The sequence below is a fragment of the Pseudomonas sp. Z18(2022) genome (assembly GCF_036346535.1).
GTDB lineage: Bacteria > Pseudomonadota > Gammaproteobacteria > Pseudomonadales > Pseudomonadaceae > Aquipseudomonas > Aquipseudomonas yamanorum_A.
This window is the reverse complement of the sequence record NZ_JAOTOA010000002.1, coordinates 158,274-181,115: the sequence shown is the minus strand read 5'-3', so window position 1 is coordinate 181,115 and position 22,842 is coordinate 158,274. Positions and strand designations below refer to the sequence as shown.

The following is a 22,842-nucleotide window of genomic DNA, read 5'->3' as shown; positions in this document are numbered from 1 at the left end:
GAATTGGCTCCCAGACTGTTTCGGGAATCGGTCGAATATCCCTGTAAAACATATGCCGTAACATTTTTCAGAAAGGTCAACTTAGGAATAGATAACCTACGCAAATAGTAAGCATTACCATTAACGCGCTTTTATCCTGCCAACCTTTTTGGATACACACCCCGATGCCTGCCCTGCGCCTGACGCCCATTACCCTTGGGCTTTCTGTACTGCTGTCTGCCGGATTTGCCTGCGCTGCCACCGTCCTGCCGGAAACTTCCGTGAGTGCTGAAGCCGACGAAGACGACCCGCGCGTCAAGGAAACCAGTACCGCTACCCGCACCGCCACACCCGTGCGCTACGTGCCCCAGGCCATCGACTCGGTGAAAACCGACAGCCTGCGTTCCTACGGCACCAATGACCTGGGCCAGGCCTTGAGCGGCGTGCCCAACGTCAGCAGCGGCGCCGACACGCGGTTCGACAGCCTGCGCATCCGTGGCTTCGACGCCAGCAATGACTTCTATCTGGACGGTATTCGCGACGACAGCCAATACGTACGCGACCTGCACAACATCGAACGCATCGAAGTGCTCAAAGGCCCGGCAGCCGTGTTGTACGGGCGCGGCGGCCAGGGCGGCATCGTCAACCGCGTGAGCAAGCTGCCCCAGGCCGGTCGCGCCTCCAGCATCGAAGCCCAGGGCGGCAGCGATGATTTGCGCAGCCTGTACGCCGACCTCAGCACCGACCCCACCGATAACATCAGCCTGCGCCTGAACATGGGCAACCAGGACAACAACAGTTTCCGCGACGGCGTCAGCGGCAATCGCCAGCTGTTTGCACCGTCCATGAGCTGGCAACTGAGCCCCGACCTGAACTGGCTGGTGCAGTACGAATACAGCCGTTACAACCGCACGCCCGACCGGGGCATTCCCGGGGTCAATGGGCGGCCGGCGGATGTCAGCCGCGGCACCACTTATGGTGACAAGCGCGATTACATCGACGACACATCCCAATCCCTGCGCTCCCGGCTGGCCTATGAGTTGAACGACAGTTGGCAACTGCGCCATACCCTGGGCGTGTTCACCCTCGACAGCGACTTCGATAACACCTACGCCGTCAGCTACGACCCCAAAACCAACAAGGTCGGGCGCCAGCGCTGGCAGCAGGACTTGACCACACGCAACATCCTCAACAACGTCGAGCTGGAAGGCGGCTTCAGCACTTTTGGCCTGGAGCATCGCTTGCTGACCGGAGTGGAATTGGGCAACCAGCGCCGCGACCCGAAACTCTATCGGGCGCCGCTCGCCGCCGTGCCGAGCGTGGATGTGTACAACCCCAACCCGGACCTGCGCCACAACGGTCGCCTGCCGGCATTCAGCAGCAGCCACACCGAAGTGCAAAGCCAGGGCGTGTATGTGCAGGACCAATTGCGCCTGAACGATCAATGGCAACTGCTCGCCGGTTTGCGCTACGACCGCTTTGATGTGGAGTCCACCAACAGACTGACCAACGCGTCGGAACAGGTCGTGAGCCACAGCACCAGCCCGCGGGTGGGCCTGGTCTGGACGCCGCTGGAACACCATTCGTTCTACGCCTCGTGGAGCAAGACCTTCTCGCCCACCGGTGGCGGCCTGATCGGCATCACGCCCAATGCGGCGGGCAACGCCAACGACCTGAGCCCGGAACTGACCAGGCAGAAGGAAATCGGGGTCAAGAGTGACTGGCTCGACGACCGCCTGAGCACCACTCTGGCGGTGTACGAACTGGAACTCTACAACCGCCGCACACGTGACCCGCTGGACCCGACCATCACCCTGCTCAGCGGCGAGCAGCGCTCCCGTGGCGTGGAGTTGACCGCTGCTGGCAAGATCATCGGCAACTGGTATGTACGCGGCGGCGTTGGCCTGCAGGACGCCACGGTGGTGAAGGACAACAACGGTTTTGAAGGCAAGCGCATCAGCGACGTCGCCAAGCGCAATGCGAGCCTGTTCGTCACCTGGAAACCGGAGATGGGCTGGTACGCGGAAACCGGGCTGACGCTGGTGGGTGAGCGTTATGCGGATAACGCCAACACCGTGCTGTTACCGGGTTATGGCCGCTGGGATGCACTGGCCGGGTTCCGGCAGAAGGAATGGGATGTAAGGGCGGCGCTGAACAATATCAGCGACAAGACGTACTACGCGTCGGCGACGAGTGCGGCGCAGATTCAGTTTGGGGACCCGCGTAGTCTGGTGGTTACCGGAACGTACAGTTTCTAAACAGCAACGCACTTTTCTGTGGCGAGGGAGCTTGCTCCCGTTGGGGTGCGAAGCACCCCCAAAATAAGGCGACTGTGTTTTTCCAGATAGAACTCGGTGATCTGTTTTGGGGCTGCTGCGCACCCCAACGGGAGCAAGCTCCCTCGCCACAAAGTCCGGTGCAACATTGAAAACAACCTTCAGTTCTGCATCAACTCACACAACGCCTGCACCTCATCCTCGCTGAACAACCCCACCGGGTACCGTTCGCTCATCACCCGGCGCGGGTCGGGCGTCCTGATCTGCCTCGAACCGTTTGCCTTCAACCAGAGCGCCAGCGCATGGATCGCGTCGCCGTTCACCCGCAAGGGGTGGAACGTACGCTTGTACATAAGGTTGATATCGGCATTCATTTCAGCGCTCTCTCCGACGGCTTGAGCGGCTAACTTACTCAAGGTTTATGACAGAACCGCTTAGTCAGACTAAGCGCTCCCTGTCGCAACAGCGATACAAGAGCTATGCCAATGTGCCCGGTTTGTCGGCACATGGTCACAAAAAAGCCCACGAACCTGACGGGCCGTGGGCTTGCTGTGAGCGCCCAAACCGCGGCGCACCCGATTGGCACTCAACCGGGTATCAGGCTGTTACAAGTGCACTCAGTTTTTGTGCGGCGCCGGCTGCTGCTGGGTCAGGCAGTGGATGTTGCCGCCCCCCAGTAACAGTTCGCGCCCCGGCACCATCACCACTTCGTGCTGCGGGAACAGGTTCTGCAAAATCTCCTTGGCGCGGCTGTCCAGCGGGTCGTCGAAGCTCGGCGCGATGATGCCGCCGTTGACGATCAGGAAGTTGACGTAGGAACCGGCCAACCGCACGGTGGGGTTGCGCTCCTGGGTGCCGTCGACCGGATCCACGCCCGCGCATTCTTCCTCGGTGGCGTACAGCGGCCCCGGGATCGGCATTTTATGCACTGTGAACGAGCGGCCCTGGGCGTCGGTGCTGCTTTGCAGGACGTCCATGGCGGCGTGGCAGCGCGCGTAGTTCGGGTCTTGCGGGTCATCGGTCCAGGCCAGCAACACTTCGCCCGGGCGCACGTAGCAGCAGAAGTTATCCACATGCCCGTCGGTTTCGTCGTTGAACAGGCCATCCGGCAGCCAGATGATCTTATCCACAGCCAGGTTGGCACTGAGCACCGCTTCGATTTCCTCGCGCTGCAGGTGCGGGTTGCGATTGCGGTTGAGCAGGCATTCTTCGGTGGTGATCAGCGTGCCTTCGCCGTCGACGTGAATCGAGCCGCCTTCCAGCACAAACCCTTCGGTGCGATAACGCGGGCTGCGCTCGATCTCGAGGATCTTGCCGCCCACCTGGGAATCGCGATTCCACGGCGAGTACAGGCCGCCATCAAAGCCGCCCCAGGCGTTGAAATCCCAGTTCACGCCACGCACTTCGCCGCTGTTGTTGATCACAAACGTCGGCCCGGTATCCCGTACCCAGGCGTCGTCGCTGGACATTTCCACCAGGCGGATATTCGGTACGTCCAGGCGCGCCCGGGCGTTTTCATACTGGCTGGCCGAAACCGCCACGGTCACCGGTTCAAAGCGTGCAATGGCCTTGGCCACTGCCACGTGGGCGGCCTGCGCCGGCTTGCCGCCCAGGCGCCAGTTGTCCGGGCGCTCGGGCCAGATCATCCAGGTCTGGGTCTGTGGCGCCCATTCGGCAGGCATATGGAAGCCGTCGGCGCGGGGGGTGCTGTGCAAAGTGGTCATGAAAAATCTCCTGGGACGGCTGCGTGAGCATGACGCCTTTATATCGGATAAAAATCGACCTTAAAAGACGATTTACATCTACCACTCATAAATTACCGGACAATTACCGATAACAATCGAATTACCCCGACAAATGGTTAAAGCGACTCGTCCAACACCTTCGCCAGCATGTCGACGAAGAAGTCCACGCTTTGCCGGGAAGTGACCATCGGCGGCTTGATCTTGAGGATGTTCAGATAGTCGCCGGTGGGCTGCATGAAGATCCCCAGTTCCCGCAGGCGATCACACAGCAGCGCGGTCTCTTCGGTGGCCGGTTCCAGGGTCTGCCGGTCGCGGACCAACTCCAGCCCCAGGTAAAACCCGGAACCATGCACCGCGCCCACCAACGGATGCTGCTCGACCAACGCTTCCAAACGGGCCTTGAAATGCCCGCCTACCACCTGGGCGTTTTCCCACAGTTTTTCTTCCTCCATCACGTCCAGCACCGCCATGCCGATGCGGCAACTCACCGGGCTGCCGCCTGATGACGAGAAGAAGTAACCCTCGGCCTCCAGCGCCTCGGCGATTTCCCGGCGGGTGATCACCGCGCCCAATGGCTGGCCGTTGCCCATGCCCTTGGCCATGGTGATGATGTCCGGCACCACGCCCTGCTCTTCAAAACCCCAGAAGAAATGGCCCATGCGGCCATAACCCACCTGCACTTCATCGGCGATGCACACGCCGCCCTGTCCCCGAACCAAGGCATATACCTGCTGCAAATAGCCGGGCGGCAAGGAGATCCCGCCGGCATTGCCGTACACCGGCTCACAAATGAAGCCCGCCAGTTGGCGGTTCTGCGCGGCGATTTTCGCCAGGTTATGCTCCACGCTGCGTACGTAGTCCGGCGCACTGTCCTGCCCGCGGAACTCGCCGCGATAGGTATTCGGCGCGGTCACCGGATGCACCCAGTCCGGGCGGCTGCTCAAGGCCTGGGGGTTGTCGGCAATCGAGGTCGACACCGCGTCCGCCGCCACTGACCAGCCGTGATAGGCCTCCAGCACGCTGAGCATGTCGCGCCCGCCGCTGTAGGCCCAGGCCAGGCGAATCGCCAGGTCATTGGCTTCGGTGCCGCTGTTGACCAGGAACACCCGATCCATGGAGTCCGGCGCCAGGGCCAGCAGACGCTCGGAGAATTCGGCAATCGCCGCATAGTGGAAGCGTGAGTTGGTGTTGAGCAGCGACCATTGCCGCGCCGCCACCTGGGCCATGCGTGGGTGACCGTGGCCGAGCACCGCGACGTTATTGAGCATGTCGAGGTAGGAGCGACCCTGCATGTCGATCATATGATTGCGCCAACCGCGCTCGATGCGCGGCGGGTCGATGTAATAGTGCTTCTGCGAGCGGGCGAAGCTGGCATCGCGACGGGCCAGCAAGGCCTCCGGGTCCAGTTCCGGCTCGGCGTCGCAGGCCAGCCCCAGCAAGGTAGCCGGGGATGGGCACAACGCTTGCCAGGCCACCGCCCGGGACGGCGTGCAGAACAGCGGCGGCTCGAGTTCGGCGCGGCACAGTTGCACCGTCAGCGGGCCGGCAACTTCGCCGAGCACTTGGCCTTTTACCACCGCGGCGCCGTGTTGCAACAACGCGCTCACGCCCCACAACCGCACACTCAACTGCGCGCTGTGCAGGCACATCAAGCCGTCGGCGGCGCAGTGCAAGGTACCGGCGAACGATGCTTCCACCGTGGCACCCAGGGGCATGTGCAGTTCTACGTGAAGCGGGAAAGTCTCAGGCTCGACGGCGCTGTCGGGCCGGGTACGGGACAGTCGGTATTGACCATAACGGCTGGCTGCCAGGCCATGGACCACAGCCGCTTGTTCCAGCAAGCGGCGATCAATGCCCTCCTGCTCCCAATTGCCCGCCTCGAAATGCGGGCTGAGCACACCCAGATCGATCAGCGCGAACTCACGCCCAACCAGCCCCGGCAACAACGGCGCAAAGCCTTCGCCGGCAATTGGCGGCAACTGGGCACCGACACAACCCAGGATCGCCGCCTCCATCAACTCAAAAGGCACCGAGGTGGCTACGTGGAAGATTTCCCACTCATGCTCGGCGTTCTTCAACAGGTAGGTGTTATCCGGGTCCAGCCTCTGCTGCTGCTCACTGCTCAGCACCAACACCGCAGCCCGCGCGACGATCAGCGGCCATAGCACCTGCAACTCTTCGTGCTGCAACGGAGTGATCGCGTGGCACGCCTGGATCGCCGGCAGAATGGCGAACGGATCGCCCTCGGCATGGTGCAGCAGTGCAGCGCAAGTCACCGACAGGTCGGCAATGCGCCAGGTACGCACCAGGTCGCCGAAGTCGATCACGCCCTGGACCTGCCAATGCCGCTGGGCGTCGCGCTGCCACACCACGTTGTCATCGGTGATGTCCATGTGCACGGCTTGCCACGGCAGGCGATCGGCCAACGGCGGCACCCGGCGCGCCACCTGCTCGGCCACTTGCTCCAGCGCCGCCCGCTGTGGCAGGTTTTCGAGGGTCGACAGCAGATGGGTGATCAGCTCAAGGGCATGGCGCGGGTCCCATTGCAGGGTGCGTTCCAGGCCCGGATGCTCGAAGCCGGCCAGCGCCAGGCTCATCCGCCCGCAGAGTTCGCCGAAGCCTGCGATCACTTCACGGCCCAGATGTGGGACATGGGTCAGCGGCTGGCCGTCGATGTAGTCCAGCAGCCGCAGGTGCACGGTGTGCCCGGCGACGGTTTCGGTCAGCAGGTCTTCGCCGCCAAGGGCCGAGATAACCTTGGGCACCCGCACATCCGAATGTTCCTGCAAATGCTTCAGGGCGGCGTGCTGGGCCTGCAGCTCGACGGCGGCATAGTCGCCCCGGCAGATTTTCAGCACAAAACGGCCTCGGTCACTGTCGATGCGGTAGTTGAGATCTTGCTGGCTGCCGAGCGACTTTAGCGTGCCACCGAGGTCGTAATGCTGCTCCAGTAGCCGCGCCGCAGGGTCCGGTCCGACTTGCGGGCATGGCAGACTGGCGCGATGAATCAACGTGGCGAGCAACATGTGACGACCCCTGGTGTTTTTATCAGACGCTTATATCGCCATTGTTGAAGGGGGTTACGCAACCCCCAGGCCCCACCCGGTGCCGTCAATCTGATGGTGTCCCCTTGCACCACCTGGCTTCACAACTCAAGCTATGCTCCATTCGCTTAATGTCTGTCTAAGGAAAAGGGCCTCCGACATGCGCATTCTCATCACTGGCGGCGCCGGATTCATCGGCTCAGCTCTGATCCGGCACCTGATTCAACACACCGGGCACGAAGTGCTCAACCTGGACAAACTGACCTACGCAGGCAACCTTGAGTCGCTGACCAGCATCGCGACCAATAGCCGCTATGAGTTCGTCCAGGCCGACATCATCGACCAGGCCACCGTCAGCGCCGTGCTGGCGCGCTTTGAGCCCCACGCGATCATGCACCTGGCGGCCGAGTCCCATGTGGACCGGTCCATCGACGGCCCGTCGGATTTTATCCAGACCAATATCGTCGGTACCTACAGCCTGCTGGAGGCCGCACGCGGCTATTGGCATAAGCTGGAAGAACCGGCCAAAAGCGCCTTCCGCTTCCACCACATCTCCACGGATGAAGTGTACGGCGACCTGCACGGCGTGGATGACCTGTTCACCGAGACCACGCCTTACGCGCCCAGCTCACCGTACTCGGCCAGCAAAGCTGCGTCCGATCACCTGGTGCGTGCCTGGCAGCGCACTTACGGCCTGCCGGTGCTGCTGACCAACTGCTCGAACAACTACGGGCCCTTCCACTTCCCCGAGAAGCTGATCCCGCTGGTGATCCTCAACGCCCTGGCCGGTAAACCGCTGCCGGTGTATGGCGATGGCCTGCAGGTGCGCGACTGGCTGTTCGTCGAAGACCACGCCCGTGCGCTGTTCAAAGTGGTGACTGAAGGTGTGGTGGGCGAGACCTACAACATCGGCGGCCACAACGAGCAGAAGAATATCGACGTAGTGCGCAGCATCTGCGGCCTGCTGGAAGAGCTGGCGCCACAGCGCCCGGCGGGCGTCGAAAAATTCACCGACCTGATCACCTTCGTCAAGGATCGCCCGGGCCACGACCAGCGCTACGCGATCGACGCCAGCAAGATCGAACGCGAGCTGGGCTGGGTGCCCGAAGAAACCTTTGAAACCGGCCTGCGCAAAACCGTGCAGTGGTACCTCGATAACCTGGAATGGTGCCGCAGGGTCCAGGACGGCAGTTATCAGGGCGAACGACTGGGCAACACCGACTTTAAGGATCTGATCGCATGATGAAGGGAATCGTACTGGCCGGTGGCTCCGGCACCCGTTTGCACCCCATTACCCTGGGCGTTTCCAAGCAGCTGTTGCCGGTGTATGACAAGCCGATGATCTACTACCCGATTTCGGTGCTGATGCTGGCCGGGATCAAGGACATCCTGGTGATTTCCACCCCGGTGGACCTGCCGCAGTACCGCAACCTGCTGGGCGATGGCAGCCAGTTTGGTGTGCGTTTCACCTATGCCGAACAACCGTCACCGGATGGCCTGGCCCAGGCGTTTCTGATTGGTGAAGAGTTCATCGGTGATGACCCGGTGTGCCTGATCCTGGGCGACAACATCTTCCACGGCCAGCATTTCGGCGACCAGTTGCGCACCGCCGCCGAGCGCCCATCCGGCGCCACCGTGTTCGGCTACTGGGTCAAGGACCCGGAGCGTTTCGGCGTGATCGATTTCGACAGCGAGGGCCGCGCGCTTTCCATCGAGGAAAAACCGGCGAAGCCAAAGTCCAGCTACGCGGTGACCGGGCTGTATTTCTACGATAACGACGTGATCAAGATCGCCAAGGCCGTCAAGCCATCGCCACGTGGCGAGTTGGAAATCACCGACGTCAACAACGCCTACCTCCAGCGCGGCGACCTGCATGTGGAGCGCTTCGGCCGTGGTTTCGCCTGGCTCGACACCGGCACCCACGACAGCCTGCTGGAAGCCTCGACGTATGTGCAGACCATCGAGCACCGCCAGGGTTTGAAAGTGGCATGCCTGGAAGAAATCGCCTACGAGAACGGCTGGATCGATCGCGACCATTTGCTGGAACGGGCCAAATACTTTGGCAAGACCGGCTACGGCCAATACCTGTACTCACTGGCCGGGGAGCAAAAATGAAGGTCACCGACACCTCGCTGCCGGGCGTACTGATCATCGAACCGAAAGTGTTCGGCGACGAGCGCGGTTTTTTCTACGAAAGCTTCAACGCCCGCGCCTTCGAAGAGGCCACCGGGCTCAAGCGTGACTTCGTGCAGGACAACCACTCGCGCTCGCAGAAAGGTGTGCTGCGCGGGCTGCATTACCAGCTCGAACATACCCAGGGCAAACTGGTGCGCGTCACCGCCGGCGAAGTGCTGGATGTGGCCGTAGACATTCGCCGTAGCTCACCCAACTTCGGGCAATGGGTGGGTGTGCGACTTTCCGCCGACAACCACCGCCAACTGTGGGTGCCGGAAGGTTTCGCCCATGGATTTGTGGTGCTGAGCGACTACGCAGAATTCCTCTACAAGACCACTGATTACTACCAGCCGAGCGCCGAGCGCAGCATCCTCTGGAACGACCCGACGCTGGCCATCGACTGGGAGCTGACCGAGGCGCCGCAACTGTCCGCCAAGGATCAGGCCGGCAAAAGCCTGCAAGAGGCCGACCTGTTCCCATGAGCACCCCGTTGAAAATTCTTATCAGCGGCCAATACGGCCAGGTCTCCCGGGAGCTGCAACAGCGCCTCCAGGGCTTGGGTGAGTTGATCGTGCTGGGCCGCGACCAGCTTGACCTGGCGCAGCCCGAGCAGATCCGCCAGCAAGTGCGTGCCCACCGCCCGGGCCTGATCATCAACGCCGCCGCGCACACCGCCGTCGATCAAGCCGAAAGCGAGCCGGAGGCGGCCTTCGCCATCAACGCCACCGCCCCCGGCGTCTTCGCCGAGGAAGCCAAGGCACTGGGCATTCCGCTGATCCACTATTCCACCGACTATGTGTTCGACGGCAGCAAGGCCGCGCCTTACAACGAGGGCGATGCAACCCATCCGCTGGGTGTCTACGGCGCAAGCAAGCTGGCCGGTGAACAGGCAATCGCCGCGGTCGGCGGTGAGCACCTGATTCTGCGCACCAGTTGGGTCTACTCGACCCATGGCAAGAACTTCCTGCTGACCATGCAGCGCCTGCTGCAGGAAAAGCCGCAGATGCGCATCGTCGCCGATCAGATCGGCGCGCCGACCTGGGCCGGCACCATCGCCAACAGCACCCGGGCCCTGATCGAACGCTGGCAAGCGGGCCAGGCCGGGGATTGGGGGGTCTACCACCTGACCGCCCAGGGCGAGACCTCGTGGTTCGGTTTTGCACAGGCAATCGGCGAGCAATTACGAGCCGAAGGCAAAGCTTGCGCAGAGCTGGAGGCGATTCCCTCCAGCGCCTATCCGACACCCGCCAAGCGTCCGCTGAACTCACGCCTCGATTGCAGCCACCTGCAACAACAGTGGCACGTATCGCAGCCGCAATGGCACGACGCATTGCGCGAGTGTCTTGCCGAGCAGGCGTAGGCATAATGCGCCTGTACCCACAGGCGCACGATTCCCATGACTCCACCCCTTCCGCGAAGACCCCGCTGGCGCAGCCTGGCCTTGCTGGCGCTGTGCCTGGCACCGCTGTTGTGGCCGCTGGAGCACTTGGCCGAGCGCTATTACCGCAGCGAACTGGCCGGGCAGAACCGCCAGACGCTGGACCTGTACGTCGCCAACCTGCTGGGCACCCTGCACCGCTACGAAGTGTTGCCGCAGATCCTCGGCGACCTGCCGGCCCTGCGCACCGCCATCGACGCGCCCCAGGTCAGCACCAACCTGGTCAACGCCAACCACCTGCTCAAGGACGTTGCCGCCCAGGCCGGGGTGGAAGTGATGTACCTGATGGACACCACCGGCAAGACCCTCGCCGCGTCCAATTGGGACAAGCAGGACAGCTTCGTCGGGCGTAACTTTTCCTTTCGCCCCTACTTCAGCGAAGCCATGGCCGGGCGCCTCGGACGCTTCTTCGGCCTGGGTACCACCTCGGCCAAACGCGGCTACTTCTTCGCCGCCGCTGTGCGCGATGGCGACAAGATCATCGGCGTGCTGGTGGTGAAGGTCGACCTGGACCACACCGAAAGCCTGTGGGGCAACACACCGGAACAACTGCTGGTGACCGACCACAACGGCGTGGTGATCCTGACCTCGCGCCCGCAATGGCGATTCCGCGCCACCCGACCACTGACGGACGAAGAACGCCGCGCCATCATCGCCATCCAGCCCTACCCGACGCGCGACCCGCAGCCGCTGAACCTCAGCTCTACGGCCTGGGTACGCCAGGCCACCGACATTGCCGAAACCGGCTGGAAGGTCGAGATTCTTGCCCCCCGCACGCTGATCAGCCGCCCGGTGCGCACCGTGGTCGCCGTAGGTGGCGCCACCCTGTTGGTGCTGATGCTGTTGCTCGGCTTGATGATGCAGCGCCGTCGTCACTACCTGGAGCGCATCGCCTTCGAAGCCAAGGCCCGCCGCGAGCTGGAAATGCGCGTGATCGAACGCACCAGCGACCTGGAAGGCCTCAACCGGCGCCTGAAACAGGAAGTACTGGAGCGCGAACATGCCCAGCAGGAACTGGTACGCGCCCAAGATGATTTGGTACAAGCCGGCAAGTTGTCGGCGCTGGGCACCATGTCGGCGAGCATCAGCCACGAGCTCAATCAACCGCTGGCGGCGATTCGCAGCTACGCGGAAAACGCCGAGATCCTGCTGGACCACCAACGCACCGACGACGCCCGTGGCAACCTCAAGCTGATCAGCGAATTGACCGGGCGCATGGCCTCGATCATCGCCCACTTGCGCGCCTTCGCCCGGCGTGACCGGCATGCGCCGGAAAGCGTGGCCCTGCAACCGGCACTGGATGATGCGCTGGCGCTGCTGGCCAAGCGCAGGCGGTCCATGGAGGTCGAGTTGATCCGCGATTTACCCGAGGCCACCTTGTGGGTCGCAGCCGGCGAAACCCGCTTGCGCCAGGTGCTGGGCAACCTGCTGGCCAACGCCCTCGACGCCCTGACCGAAAAAGGCCCGCCACGCAAACTCTGGTTGAGTGCCCAAACCACCGAACAGGGCGTCAACCTGTACATTCGCGACAACGGTCCGGGGTTCTGCATGGAAGCCCTGGGCCGCGCCAGCGAACCCTTCTACACCACCAAGACCCGCACCCAGGGCCTGGGGTTGGGCCTGGCGATCTGCGACACCCTGATGCGCGCCTTCGGCGGTGAACTGTTGTTCGCCAACCACAAGGAAGGCGGCGCGCTGTTAACCTTGAAACTGCGCGCCGGAGCACCGGGTGTCAGTCTGCAACCGTCCGAGGACCGCAGTGTATGAGTATCGATAACCAGATTCAGGTGGTGTTGATCGACGATGATCCACACCTGCGTCAGGCCCTGTGCCAGACCCTGGACCTGGCCGGGCTGAAGGTCCTGACCCTCGGCGAAGCCCAGGGCCTGACCGCGCGCCTGTCCCGGGATTGGCCGGGCGTGGTGGTGAGTGACATCCGTATGCCCGGCATGGATGGCCTGGAGCTGCTGAGGGAACTCCACGCGCAAGACCCGGAGCTGCCGGTGCTGCTGATCACCGGCCACGGCGACGTGCCGTTGGCGGTGCAGGCCATGCGTACCGGCGCCTACGACTTCCTGGAAAAACCCTTCGCCAGCGACGCCCTGCTCGACAGCGTGCGCCGTGCCCTCGCCCTGCGCCGCCTGGTGCTGGACAACCGCAGCCTGCGCCTGGCCTTGAGCGACCGCCAGCAATTGAGCACGCGCCTGGTGGGGCACTCACCGCAGATGCTGCGCCTGCGCGAGCAAATCGGCGCACTGGCGGCGACCAAGGCCGACGTGCTGATCCTCGGCGAGACCGGCGCCGGCAAAGAGGTGGTGGCGCGTGCGCTGCACGACCTGTCGAACCGCCGCACCGGCCCGTTTGTGGCGATCAACGCCGGCGCCCTGGCCGAGTCGGTGGTGGAAAGCGAGCTGTTCGGGCATGAGCCGGGTGCCTTTACCGGCGCCCAGAAGCGGCGCATCGGCAAATTCGAATTCGCCAATGGCGGCACGCTATTTCTGGATGAAATCGAAAGCATGAGCCTGGATGTGCAGGTCAAGCTGCTGCGGCTATTGCAAGAGCGCGTGGTGGAACGTCTGGGGGGCAATCAGTTGATCCCGCTGGATATCCGCATCATCGCCGCCACCAAGGAAGACCTGCGCCAGTCCGCCGACCAGGGGCGCTTCCGGGCTGACTTGTACTATCGCCTCAACGTCGCGCCCCTGCGCATTCCGCCACTGCGCGAACGGGGTGAGGACGCGCTGATGCTGTTCCAGCACTTTGCCGACGAAGCCAGCACCCGCCACGGCCTACCGATGAAAGAATTGCAACCGGGCCAACGCGCTCTGCTGTTGCGCCACAGCTGGCCGGGCAATGTGCGCGAGCTGCAAAACGCCGCCGAGCGCTTCGCCCTGGGCCTGGAACTGGCGCTGGACAGCACCCCGGACAACCCTTCGACCGGCATCCTCACCAGCACGCCCGGCGGCTTGAGCGAACAGGTCGAACAGTTTGAAAAAAGCCTGATCGCCGCTGAACTGACGCGCCCCCACAACTCCATGCGCAGCCTTGCCGAAGCGCTGGGCGTGCCGCGTAAAACCCTGCACGACAAACTGCGCAAGCACGGGCTGAACTTCGCCGACAGCGGCAACAGTCACGCTGACGACGAATGACCCTTTTCCACCTGCCACGAGGCCACCATGAGTCGCGATAGCCGTTACCTGGAATCGATCCTTCACCACGACATTCCCCTGACCCGGGAAATGGGCCTCAAGGTACTCGACTGGCAGGACCGACAACTGCAACTGCGCTTGCCGCTGGACGCCAACATCAACCACAAGAGCACCATGTTTGGCGGCAGCCTCTACTGCGGTGCCGTGCTGGCAGGCTGGGGTTGGCTGCATCTGCAGTTGCGTGAGGAAGGGATTGAAGATGGGCACATCGTGATTCAGGAAGGGCAGATCAGTTACCCGCTGCCGGTGACTACTGATGCGACGGCGGTTTGCCAGGCACCTGATGAGAAGGTGTGGAAGCGTTTTTTGGCGACGTATAAGCGTTATGGCCGGGCGCGGTTGGCGCTGGAGACGTGGATTGTCAATGAGGGCAGTGAAGAGCGGGCCGTGGCCTTCACTGGCCAGTACGTGCTGCACCGCTAACAATCATAACCCCCGCCCCGTATAACGCCCGCCCCGTAGCAGCTGTCGAGCGCCAGCGAGGCTGCGTCGGGCGCAACTCGGTCCTGCGCCAGCCGTGATTACAGCGGTGCTGCCACCGCAGCCTCGCTGGCGCTCGACAGCTGCTACGGGGCGCCGGGCTTCAGGAACGAGCCAGGGTCAGCAACCGCTCGCGCCACTCCGCTTTAGCCGGCAACGCCAGGAAGAACGGATTTAATAGCGACGCCCGAGCCGGATAACTGAACGGCTGCCCATCCAGCTCCAGCACTTCACCGCCCGCCCCTTCCAGCACACCCTGTGCCGCCGCCGTGTCCCACTGCGAGGTCGGCGCCAGGCGCGGGTAGCAATCGGCGCTGCCTTCAGCCAACAGGCAAAACTTCAACGAGCTGCCGATATTGGCCAGCTTCAACTCGCCCAATCCCACACTCAAACCGGCCAGCAAACGCTCCTGCTCCGGGCTGCTATGCCGTCGGCTGGCAACCACGGTAAACGCCTCGCCCGCCGCAGGTGTCCGGCGTACCTGAATCTGCTTGGGCGGCTCACTCACATCGGAGCGCCAGGCGCCCAGCCCGGCACCGCCGAAGTAGCAACGGCCGCTGGTGGGTATCGATACCACGCCGAACACCACGCGACCCTGTTCGATCAGGGCGATGTTGACGGTGAACTCCTCGCTGCCGGAGATGAACTCCTTGGTGCCGTCCAGCGGGTCCACCAGCCACCAGCGCTGCCAACCGGCGCGCACGCTCTGGTCGATGTCCGCGTCTTCTTCAGACAGCACCGGAATGCTCGGGTCCAGGGCGGTGAGCCCGGCGAGGATCAGGTGATGGGCGGCCAGGTCGGCGGCAGTGACCGGCGAATCATCGGTCTTGGTGGTCACGGCCACGTCGGCACGCCAGTACGGCAGGATGACCTCGCCGGCCTGGCGGGCCAACTCAATCACGGGGGCAATAAACGGGTGACCCAGGAACAGTTCGCTCATGGCTGGAACGCTCCTCGTTGAGTCAGCAGGTCACGTACCAGATACAGCGCAGCCAAGGCACGGCCCTCGCTGAACTGCTCGTTTTGCGCCAACTGCGAAAGCTCCCGCAGGTTGACCCGGTCAACGCGCATCGGCTCCGGCTCGTCGCCTTCCAGGCGCTCTTCGTACAGCTCGGTGGCCAGTACCACCTGGATTTTCTGGCTCATGTAGCCGGGGGACAGCGACAGTTCGGTGATGTGTTCCAACTGGCGGGCGCCGTAACCAGCTTCTTCCTTGAGCTCCCGGTCCGCGGCCGCCAACACATCCTCACCCGGCTCGATGAGGCCCTTGGGCAATGACAGTTCGTACTCGTCAGTGCCGCCGCAATATTCTTCAATCAGCAGCGCATGGTCCGAGTCGATCATCGCCACGATCATCACCGCGCCGTAACCGGCCCCCCTGCCCACCAGGCGTTCGTAGGTCCGCTCCACGCCATTGGAAAAGCGCAATTGCACTTCCTCCACGCGGAACAAACGGCTACTGGCGACTATTTCGCGGGCGAGGACGGTGGGTTTCTGGCGCATGAGCGGCTCCTTGGCGTGATCGGGTTACTATACCGTGGCTTTTCCGATTGTCTGTGTCGGATATCTTTTCTTACATGAGTGTTCTTTATGCCTCCACTGCCCTGGCACGCCATCGACACCGTCCTGCTGGACATGGACGGCACCTTACTCGACCTGCACTTCGACAATCATTTCTGGATGGAGCACCTGCCCCAGCGCTACGCCGAACTGCATGGCGTGAGCCGGGCCATGGCCGAGATGGAGCTGCAGCCGCTGTTCGAGCGTAACGCCGGACAGTTGCAATGGTATTGCCTGGATTTCTGGAGCGCCGAACTCAAGATCCCGGTGCGTGAACTCAAGCTGGAAACCGCCCACCTGATCGCCTTGCGCCCGGACGCCGATACCTTCCTGGCGGCGATCAAGCAGGCCGGCAAGCGGGTGATCCTGATCACTAACGCGCATCGCGATTCGCTGTCGTTGAAGCTGGAGCGCATCGAGTTGGCGCCTTATTTCGAGCGACTGATCAGCTCCCATGACTATGGTTTTGCCAAGGAAAACCCACAGTTCTGGGACGCCCTGTGCGCCGACATCGCCTTCGACCCGGCCCGCAGCCTGTTTATCGATGACACCTTGCCGATCTTGCGCAGCGCCCGGGATTTTGGCGTGGGGCACTTGCTGGCGGTGAAGGAGCCGGACAGCCGGAAGGGGCCTAAGGACACGGCGGAGTTTGCGGCGGTGGGGGATTATCGGGAGTTGATTGTCGGGCTTTAGATCGCATCGCGGGCAAGCCCGCCCCCACAGGAGAATGCATTCCAAATGTGGGAGCGGGCTTGCCCGCGATTGCCATCACTCAATATGAAGCCTTACTCAGGAATACGCAGTGTCTGCCCTGGGTAGATTTTGTCCGGGTGGGACAGCAGCGGCTTGTTGGCCTCGAAGATTTTGTTGTACTGGTTGGCGTTGCCATACACCGCCAGGGAGATCGCGCTCAGCGTGTCGCCCTTTTTCACCACCACAAAGCGGGCCGCAGCGACAACCGGACCGGAAACAGTAATCTGGTCATCAACACTCGCAACGCCGGCGATATTGCCCAGCGCCAACAGGATTTTTTCTTTCTCTTCCTGGCTGGCAACTTCGCCAGTCACGGTCACCTTGTCACCATCAACGGTGGTTTGCACATTGGGATTACCCAACCCGACCTTGGCCACGTGATCTTTCAACTGCTCGCTCGCGTTGGCATTACCCGGCGTCAACAGATCAATCAACTTCTCGCCTGCTTCCTTAACAAAACTGAAAATACTCATGGTGCGCTCTCCTTGGGATATGAATTCCAGATGCAAAAGACTAGACCAGTCCCACAGAATTGGGTTCCTGCCCGACCAAAGACCGGATAACTCCTACGGTTCCTGAGCCCCGACCCCAAACGCGCTAGAATTCCCCGCCTATGGACCACGCCCTGGAGCGAAGATGGACATCAAGCAGCTGAAATTCCTCATCGCCCTCGACGAAACCCGTCACTTCGGCCAGGCCGCCGCGCGTTGCCATATCACCCAGCCGACCCTGTCGATGCGCCTGCGCAGCCTGGAAGAAGAGCTGCAACTGCCACTGGTCAATCGCGGCCAGCGCTTCGAAGGTTTTACCGCTCCGGGTGAGCGCGTGTTGGCCTGGGCACGCACGGTGCTGGCAGCGTACGACGGCTTGCAGGCCGAGGCCGCCGCCTGTCGGGGCAACCTGGTGGGTACGCTGCGCCTGGGCGTGGTGCCGTTGTCGAGCTTCGATCCGCTGGCATTGATGCAGAAGCTGCATAAAGAGCACCCGAGCCTGCGCTTTGAGCTGTCCGCGTTAAGCTCCGAGCAGATCCTCGAACAACTGGCGAGCAACCGCCTGGACCTCGGTGTGTCGTACCTCGAACGCCTGGACGCCGAGCGTTTCGACTCCCTGGCCTTGGGCGAAACCCGCATGGGCCTGCTGTACGACCAACGGTTCTTCAGCTTCGGCGACAAGCCCCTGAGCTGGGAAGCGCTGATCGAGCTGCCCCTGGGCATGCTCACCAGCGGCATGCACTTTCGCCAGTCCATCGACCACAACTTCCACAGCCGCGGCCTCAACCCGCAGCCGCTGTTGCAGACCGATGCCGTCCATCAATTGTTACAAGCCGTGCACGGCGGCCTGTGCTGCGCGGTGATGCCACTGGACGGCGGCCTCGACGCCCTCACCGAGCACCTGCGCCTGCAACCCATTGAAGACGCTCACACTCTGGCCCGCCTGGGGTTGATCATGCGTCGCAGTGCTCCGCGCTCGGCATTGGCGGAAGCCTGTTTTGCGCTGTACCAGAAATCGCTGCTGGAACCTTGATCGACGTCATCTATCGATAGATCAGTACTGACGATTAGACGCGACCCTTTGTCGCGCCTAGTCTTAGAGCTGAATACTCCCGGTGGTAATGCCCAATGAACGCCCAGCGCCCAGTCTGCGCGGCGCCTGCCCTCGAAACGCCCGCGCCCGCCGCCAGCCAGAGCTACCAGTTTTGTAATCTCGAACACACCGAATCGGCCAGCACCGCGCTCGCCGAGGAAGTTGCGTTGGCGATTGCCTATAACGACATCAGCCAGGCGGTGATGCTGGTAACGCCCACCGACCTTGAAGACTTTATTGTCGGCTTCAGCGTCGGTAGCGGCATTATCGAAGACGTTAGCGACATTTATGACCTGAAAATCAGCGGATCGGGTTCAACTCAATACGCTCAGGTACAGATCTCCAGCCGCGCGTTCTGGAATATGAAGCAGCAGCGCCGGCAACTGGCTGGCACCAGCGGCTGTGGACTGTGCGGGGTAGAGGCCGTAGAACAGGCGCTGCCCAACCTCAAGGTGCTGCCCGGCGCGCCCCTGCCGCCTGCCGAATGGCTGGATGGCCTGCGCCAGCGCATCAGCGCGTTCCAACCCCTGGGCCAGTACAGCGGCGCGGTGCATGCGGCGGTGTTCATGAACAACCAGGGCGAATTGCTGCTGGGCCGTGAAGACATCGGCCGGCATAACGCCCTCGACAAGCTGATCGGCGCGCTGATCCGCCAAAAGATTCCGACCGACGGCGGCCTGGCGATTGTTACCAGTCGCTGCAGCCTCGAGTTGATCCAGAAAGTCCTGCGCGCAGGCATCCAGACCCTGGTCAGCCTGTCGTCGCCCACCGGCCTGGCCCTGCAATGGGCCCGCCGGCACAACCTCAATCTCATCCACCTGCCGCAGAAAAGTGCGCCGCGGGTCTACAGCCCTGCGATGGAGAATCAAGCGTGAGCAATCATCATCAAGCCGACGATAAACCCACCCCGCGCTACAAGCCCTACAAAGGCCCGGCCGGTGGCTGGGGCGCACTGATCAGCGTGGCGCAAGCCTGGCTGACCAGCGACAACGCGCTGAAAAACATCCGCATGATGCTCAAGACCAACCAGAACGGCGGCTTCGACTGCCCGGGCTGCGCCTGGGGCGACTCGCCGGAAAGCGGCATGGTCAAGTTCTGCGAGAACGGCGCCAAGGCGGTCAACTGGGAAGCTACCAAGCGCCGGGTCGACGCCGCGTTCTTCGCCAAGCACAGTGTCAGCGCACTGCTGGAGCAGAGCGACTACTGGCTGGAGTATCAGGGCCGCCTGACCGAGCCAATGAGCTACGACGCCGAAACCGACCGTTACAAGCCCATCAGTTGGGAGTCGGCGTTCGACCTGATCGGCAAGCACCTCAACGCACTGCCAAACCCGGACATGGCCGAGTTCTATACCTCGGGCCGGGCCAGCAACGAGGCGGCTTACCTGTATCAACTGTTCGTGCGCTCTTACGGCACCAACAACTTTCCGGACTGCTCGAACATGTGCCACGAAGCCAGCGGCGTGGCCCTGGCGCAAAGCGTGGGCGTGGGCAAAGGCACCGTGACCTTCGATGACTTCGAGCATGCGGACGCGATTTTCGTCTGGGGCCAGAACCCCGGCACCAACCACCCTCGGATGCTCGAACCGCTGCGCGAAGCGGTAAAACGTGGCGCCCAGGTGGTGTGCATCAACCCGCTCAAAGAGCGTGGCCTGGAACGCTTCCAGCACCCGCAACACCCGCTGGAAATGCTCACCAACGGCGACAAGCCGACCAACACCGCCTACTTCCGCCCGGCGCTGGGTGGCGACATGGCCATCCTGCGCGGCATGGCCAAGTTCCTGCTGCTGTGGGAACGCCAGGCCCAGGCCGAAGGCAAAGAAGCCGTGTTCGACCACGACTTCCTCAACGAACACACCACCAACGTGCTGGATTACCTGGGCAAGATCGACGACACCTCCTGGGATGAAATCGTCGAGCAGTCAGGCCTGAGCCTGGTGGAGATCGAGCAAGCGGCGCGCATGTACGCCAAAGGCAAGAACGTGATCATGTGCTGGGCGATGGGCATCACCCAGCATCGCCATTCGGTGCCGACCATCCAGGAAATCGCCAACCTGATGCTGCTGCGCGGCAACATCGGCCGCCCGGGCGCGGGCCTGTGCCCGGTGCGTGGCCACAGCAACGTGCAGGGCGACCGCACCATGGGCATCAACGAACGGCCACCGGTGGCGTTCCTTGACTCCCTGGAACGTCGCTTCCAGTTCCAGGTACCGCGGGAAAACGGCCATAACGTGGTGGAGGCCATCCACGCCATGCTCGAAGGCCGCTCCAAAGTGTTTATCGGCCTGGGCGGCAACTTCGCCCAAGCCACGCCGGACAGCCCGCGTACCTTCGAAGCCCTGCGCAATTGCGACCTGACCGTGCAGATCAGCACCAAGCTCAACCGCAGCCACCTGATGCACGGCAAAGACGCATTGATCCTGCCGTGCCTGGGCCGCACCGACATCGACATCCAGGCCGAAGGCCCGCAAGCGGTGACCGTGGAAGACTCGTTCAGCATGGTCCACGCCTCCAACGGGCAGTTGCAGCCGCTGTCGAAACAGATGAAATCCGAGCCTGCGATTCTGGCGGGCATTGCCGCCGCCACCCTGGGCAGCAAGCCGGTGGATTGGAACTGGCTGGTAGCCGATTACGACCGCATTCGCGACCTGATCGCCGACACCATTCCGGGTTTCAAGGACTTCAACGAACGCCTGAAAAACCCGGGCGGTTTCTACCTGGGTAACTCGGCCGGCGCACGTCGCTGGAACACCCCGTCGGGCCGCGCCAACTTCCGCCCGAACATCCTGCCCAAGGACCTGGTGCACGAACGCACCCGCAATACCGGGCAACTGCCGGACCTGATCATGCAGTCGATGCGCTCCCACGATCAGTACAACACCACCATCTATGGCCTGGACGACCGCTATCGCGGGGTCAAGGGGCAGCGGGATGTGCTGTTCGTCAACGAAGCCGACATCATCCGCCTGGGCTTCAAGCCGGGGCAGAAGGCCGACATCGTGTCGATCTGGGATGACGGCCGCGAGCGTCGGGTGAAGGGCTTTACCTTGCTGGCGTTTGATATTCCGGCAGGACAAGCTGCGGCTTATTACCCGGAAGTGAACCCGCTGGTGCCGCTGGAGAGCACCGGGGATGGCAGCCATACGCCAACCTCGAAATTCGTGGCGATTCGGTTGGAAGCAGCGAGTGCGACCGGCTTGATCATGGCGAAGTCGGCCTAAGCCACGCCGTCTTATTGTGGCGAGGGAGCTTGCTCCCGTTCGGGTGCGAAGCGCCCGTAAAAATTTCGAGGCCGCTGCGCAGCCCAACGGGAGCAAGCTCCCTCGCCACAAACAGCACCTGAGTTTTTTACGGGCACAAAAAAGGCCGCTTTTGCATAAAAGCGGCCGTTCCGAAGTAGTTAAAGACTCGCAAAAATCACTTAAGTTCCCCATACAAAACAGCAACTTATAGAATTGTATACAACCCATACCACTGGTCGGGTTTCGATTGTTTCCGCCTCGATACAACCTCAGGATCGCGCCGTCATCCTCTTGAGGTTCCTCTATGAAGTTCTCCTCGATTCTCTTGTTGTCCCTTGGCCTGGTCAGTGGCGCAGCCATGGCCGGTGGCACCACCGAAGCCGGTGTGGGCGGCGCATTGGGCGGGGTTTTAGGTTCGGTCGTAGGCCAGCAGTTGGGCGGTAACACCGGTTCGGCCATCGGTGCAGCCCTCGGCGGCGCAGGCGGCAGTGCGGTTGGTGCAGACAAACGCAGCCGTGGCGAAGCGGCCATTGGCGGCGCGTTGGGCGCAGCCGGTGGCAACGTGGTGGGCCGCAGTGTCGGCGGCAGCACCGGCAGCCTGATCGGCGCAGCAGCCGGCGGTGGCGCCGGTGGCGCGCTGGGCAACTACATGGGCAACAAGAGCGATGACGATGACCGTCGTTACCGCGGGCGCGACAACCGCCGTTATGACCGCGACGACCATCGCGGGCGCGGCCATGCTTATGGGCATCGCAAGAACAAGCATCACTATCGCCACCGGTAAGACTTGAAATACCTTCCGGAAAACGCAGCAAAATAGTGTGGGAGCTGGCTTGCCTGCGATGCGGTCGCCTCGGTGTATCAACCAAATCGCGGCGATGCTATCGCCGGCAAGCGAGCTCCCACATAAGCTGCGTCAGGCCACCAAGCGCTGCAAGGCACCTCGCAGCGCTTCTGGAATCGTCACCGGCTGGTTCGACGCCCGATCCACGAACACATGCACAAACCTCCCCGCGGCACAGGCGTCGTCTTCGCCAGCCTTGAACACCGCCAACTCATACTGCACCGAACTGTTGCCCAACTTGCCCACCCGCAGGCCTATCTCGATGCGCTCCGGAAAAGCGATCGAGGCGAAGTAGTCACACGCCGAACTCACCACAAACCCAACCACTTCACCGTCATGAATATCCAACCCGCCCTGCTCGATCAGGTAGGTGTTCACCGCTGTATCGAAGAAGCTGTAGTAGGTGACGTTATTCACATGGCCATACACATCGTTGTCGTGCCAGCGCGTGATGATCGGCTGGAAGTGACGGTAGTCGGCGCGCTGTGGCATTGAATCGGACATGGACAAATCT

The 22,842-nt window shown here is 62.4% G+C and carries 20 protein-coding genes; 13 read left to right on the top strand and 7 right to left on the bottom strand.

The genetic code is table 11. The features are described from left to right. Nucleotides 1-164: 164 nt before the first annotated feature. Nucleotides 165-2,237, top strand: a complete 2,073-nt coding sequence (locus V3W39_RS06155) for a TonB-dependent receptor (RefSeq protein WP_330212361.1) — start codon at nucleotides 165-167, stop codon at nucleotides 2,235-2,237. Nucleotides 2,238-2,416: 179 nt separating this feature from the next. Here the strand turns inward: V3W39_RS06155 and V3W39_RS06150 are convergent, their stop codons facing one another. The 3 genes from V3W39_RS06150 to V3W39_RS06140 all read right to left on the bottom strand — a co-directional run bounded on the left by V3W39_RS06150 (nucleotide 2,417) and on the right by V3W39_RS06140 (nucleotide 7,026). Beyond that, nucleotides 2,417-2,629 carry a hypothetical protein gene (locus V3W39_RS06150; RefSeq protein WP_177040979.1) on the bottom strand — a complete coding sequence of 71 codons (213 nt, stop codon included), beginning with the start codon at nucleotides 2,627-2,629 and terminating at the stop codon, nucleotides 2,417-2,419. A gap of 243 nt (nucleotides 2,630-2,872) precedes the next feature. Then, nucleotides 2,873-3,979 (bottom strand): agmatine deiminase, encoded by a 1,107-nt coding sequence (aguA, locus tag V3W39_RS06145; protein WP_177114374.1) that lies wholly within the window; start codon nucleotides 3,977-3,979, stop codon nucleotides 2,873-2,875. A 137-nt stretch (nucleotides 3,980-4,116) separates the two neighbouring features. Then, nucleotides 4,117-7,026, bottom strand: a complete 2,910-nt coding sequence (locus V3W39_RS06140; protein WP_330212360.1) for an aminotransferase — start codon at nucleotides 7,024-7,026, stop codon at nucleotides 4,117-4,119. Nucleotides 7,027-7,204: 178 nt separating this feature from the next. Here V3W39_RS06140 and rfbB point away from each other — a divergent pair, with 178 nt between their 5' ends. From rfbB to V3W39_RS06105, 7 genes are read left to right on the top strand one after another with little or no spacing between them, the layout of a single operon-like run. Next, complete coding sequence (gene rfbB, locus V3W39_RS06135) at nucleotides 7,205-8,287, top strand: dTDP-glucose 4,6-dehydratase (protein ID WP_330212359.1); 1,083 nt, start codon at nucleotides 7,205-7,207, stop codon at nucleotides 8,285-8,287. Beyond that, entirely contained in the window at nucleotides 8,284-9,159 is an 876-nt protein-coding gene (gene rfbA, locus V3W39_RS06130) for a glucose-1-phosphate thymidylyltransferase RfbA (protein WP_177040970.1), read from the top strand. Before rfbB ends, rfbA begins: the two co-directional genes overlap by 4 nt. Then, nucleotides 9,156-9,701: a dTDP-4-dehydrorhamnose 3,5-epimerase gene (gene rfbC, locus V3W39_RS06125; protein ID WP_177040969.1), complete on the top strand. Its 546-nt coding sequence runs from the start codon at nucleotides 9,156-9,158 to the stop codon at nucleotides 9,699-9,701. Before rfbA ends, rfbC begins: the two co-directional genes overlap by 4 nt. Then, nucleotides 9,698-10,579 (top strand): dTDP-4-dehydrorhamnose reductase, encoded by an 882-nt coding sequence (gene rfbD / locus V3W39_RS06120; RefSeq protein WP_330212358.1) that lies wholly within the window; start codon nucleotides 9,698-9,700, stop codon nucleotides 10,577-10,579. Before rfbC ends, rfbD begins: the two co-directional genes overlap by 4 nt. A 36-nt stretch (nucleotides 10,580-10,615) precedes the next feature. Next, nucleotides 10,616-12,424 carry a sensor histidine kinase gene (locus V3W39_RS06115; protein ID WP_177075934.1) on the top strand — a complete coding sequence of 603 codons (1,809 nt, stop codon included), beginning with the start codon at nucleotides 10,616-10,618 and terminating at the stop codon, nucleotides 12,422-12,424. Continuing rightward, a complete protein-coding gene (locus V3W39_RS06110; RefSeq protein ID WP_177040964.1) occupies nucleotides 12,421-13,806 on the top strand; it encodes a sigma-54-dependent transcriptional regulator in 1,386 nt (461 codons plus the stop codon). The genes V3W39_RS06115 and V3W39_RS06110 overlap by 4 nt, the downstream gene beginning before the upstream one ends. A gap of 27 nt (nucleotides 13,807-13,833) precedes the next feature. Then, nucleotides 13,834-14,289 carry a YiiD C-terminal domain-containing protein gene (locus V3W39_RS06105; protein WP_177075932.1) on the top strand — a complete coding sequence of 152 codons (456 nt, stop codon included), beginning with the start codon at nucleotides 13,834-13,836 and terminating at the stop codon, nucleotides 14,287-14,289. 160 nt (nucleotides 14,290-14,449) lie between these two features. Here V3W39_RS06105 and cysQ read toward each other — a convergent pair whose 3' ends face one another. Further along, entirely contained in the window at nucleotides 14,450-15,286 is an 837-nt protein-coding gene (gene cysQ / locus V3W39_RS06100) for a 3'(2'),5'-bisphosphate nucleotidase CysQ (RefSeq protein WP_177040960.1), read from the bottom strand. Beyond that, complete coding sequence (nudE, locus tag V3W39_RS06095; RefSeq protein ID WP_177040958.1) at nucleotides 15,283-15,849, bottom strand: ADP compounds hydrolase NudE; 567 nt, start codon at nucleotides 15,847-15,849, stop codon at nucleotides 15,283-15,285. The genes cysQ and nudE overlap by 4 nt, the downstream gene beginning before the upstream one ends. 87 nt (nucleotides 15,850-15,936) lie before the next feature. On the opposite strand from nudE, the gene yrfG reads away from it, so the two are divergent. Further along, complete coding sequence (yrfG, locus tag V3W39_RS06090) at nucleotides 15,937-16,599, top strand: GMP/IMP nucleotidase (protein WP_177040956.1); 663 nt, start codon at nucleotides 15,937-15,939, stop codon at nucleotides 16,597-16,599. A gap of 92 nt (nucleotides 16,600-16,691) precedes the next feature. Here yrfG and lysM read toward each other — a convergent pair whose 3' ends face one another. Continuing rightward, on the bottom strand, nucleotides 16,692-17,132 hold the full coding sequence (lysM, locus tag V3W39_RS06085) for a peptidoglycan-binding protein LysM (RefSeq protein WP_010168967.1): 441 nt from the start codon (nucleotides 17,130-17,132) through the stop codon (nucleotides 16,692-16,694). A gap of 163 nt (nucleotides 17,133-17,295) precedes the next feature. Here lysM and V3W39_RS06080 point away from each other — a divergent pair, with 163 nt between their 5' ends. The 4 genes from V3W39_RS06080 to V3W39_RS06065 all read left to right on the top strand — a co-directional run bounded on the left by V3W39_RS06080 (nucleotide 17,296) and on the right by V3W39_RS06065 (nucleotide 22,268). Beyond that, nucleotides 17,296-18,183 carry a LysR family transcriptional regulator gene (locus V3W39_RS06080; RefSeq protein ID WP_017478126.1) on the top strand — a complete coding sequence of 296 codons (888 nt, stop codon included), beginning with the start codon at nucleotides 17,296-17,298 and terminating at the stop codon, nucleotides 18,181-18,183. A 95-nt stretch (nucleotides 18,184-18,278) separates the two neighbouring features. Continuing rightward, a complete protein-coding gene (gene fdhD, locus V3W39_RS06075) occupies nucleotides 18,279-19,118 on the top strand; it encodes a formate dehydrogenase accessory sulfurtransferase FdhD (protein WP_330212357.1) in 840 nt (279 codons plus the stop codon). Next, complete coding sequence (locus V3W39_RS06070) at nucleotides 19,115-21,463, top strand: FdhF/YdeP family oxidoreductase (RefSeq protein ID WP_330212356.1); 2,349 nt, start codon at nucleotides 19,115-19,117, stop codon at nucleotides 21,461-21,463. Before fdhD ends, V3W39_RS06070 begins: the two co-directional genes overlap by 4 nt. A gap of 325 nt (nucleotides 21,464-21,788) precedes the next feature. Next, entirely contained in the window at nucleotides 21,789-22,268 is a 480-nt protein-coding gene (locus V3W39_RS06065) for a glycine zipper domain-containing protein (RefSeq protein WP_076018173.1), read from the top strand. Nucleotides 22,269-22,400: 132 nt separating this feature from the next. On the opposite strand, the gene V3W39_RS06060 is transcribed toward V3W39_RS06065, so the two are convergent. Then, nucleotides 22,401-22,832, bottom strand: coding sequence for an acyl-CoA thioesterase (locus V3W39_RS06060; protein ID WP_177040950.1), 432 nt, complete (start codon nucleotides 22,830-22,832; stop codon nucleotides 22,401-22,403). Nucleotides 22,833-22,842: the final 10 nt, after the last annotated feature.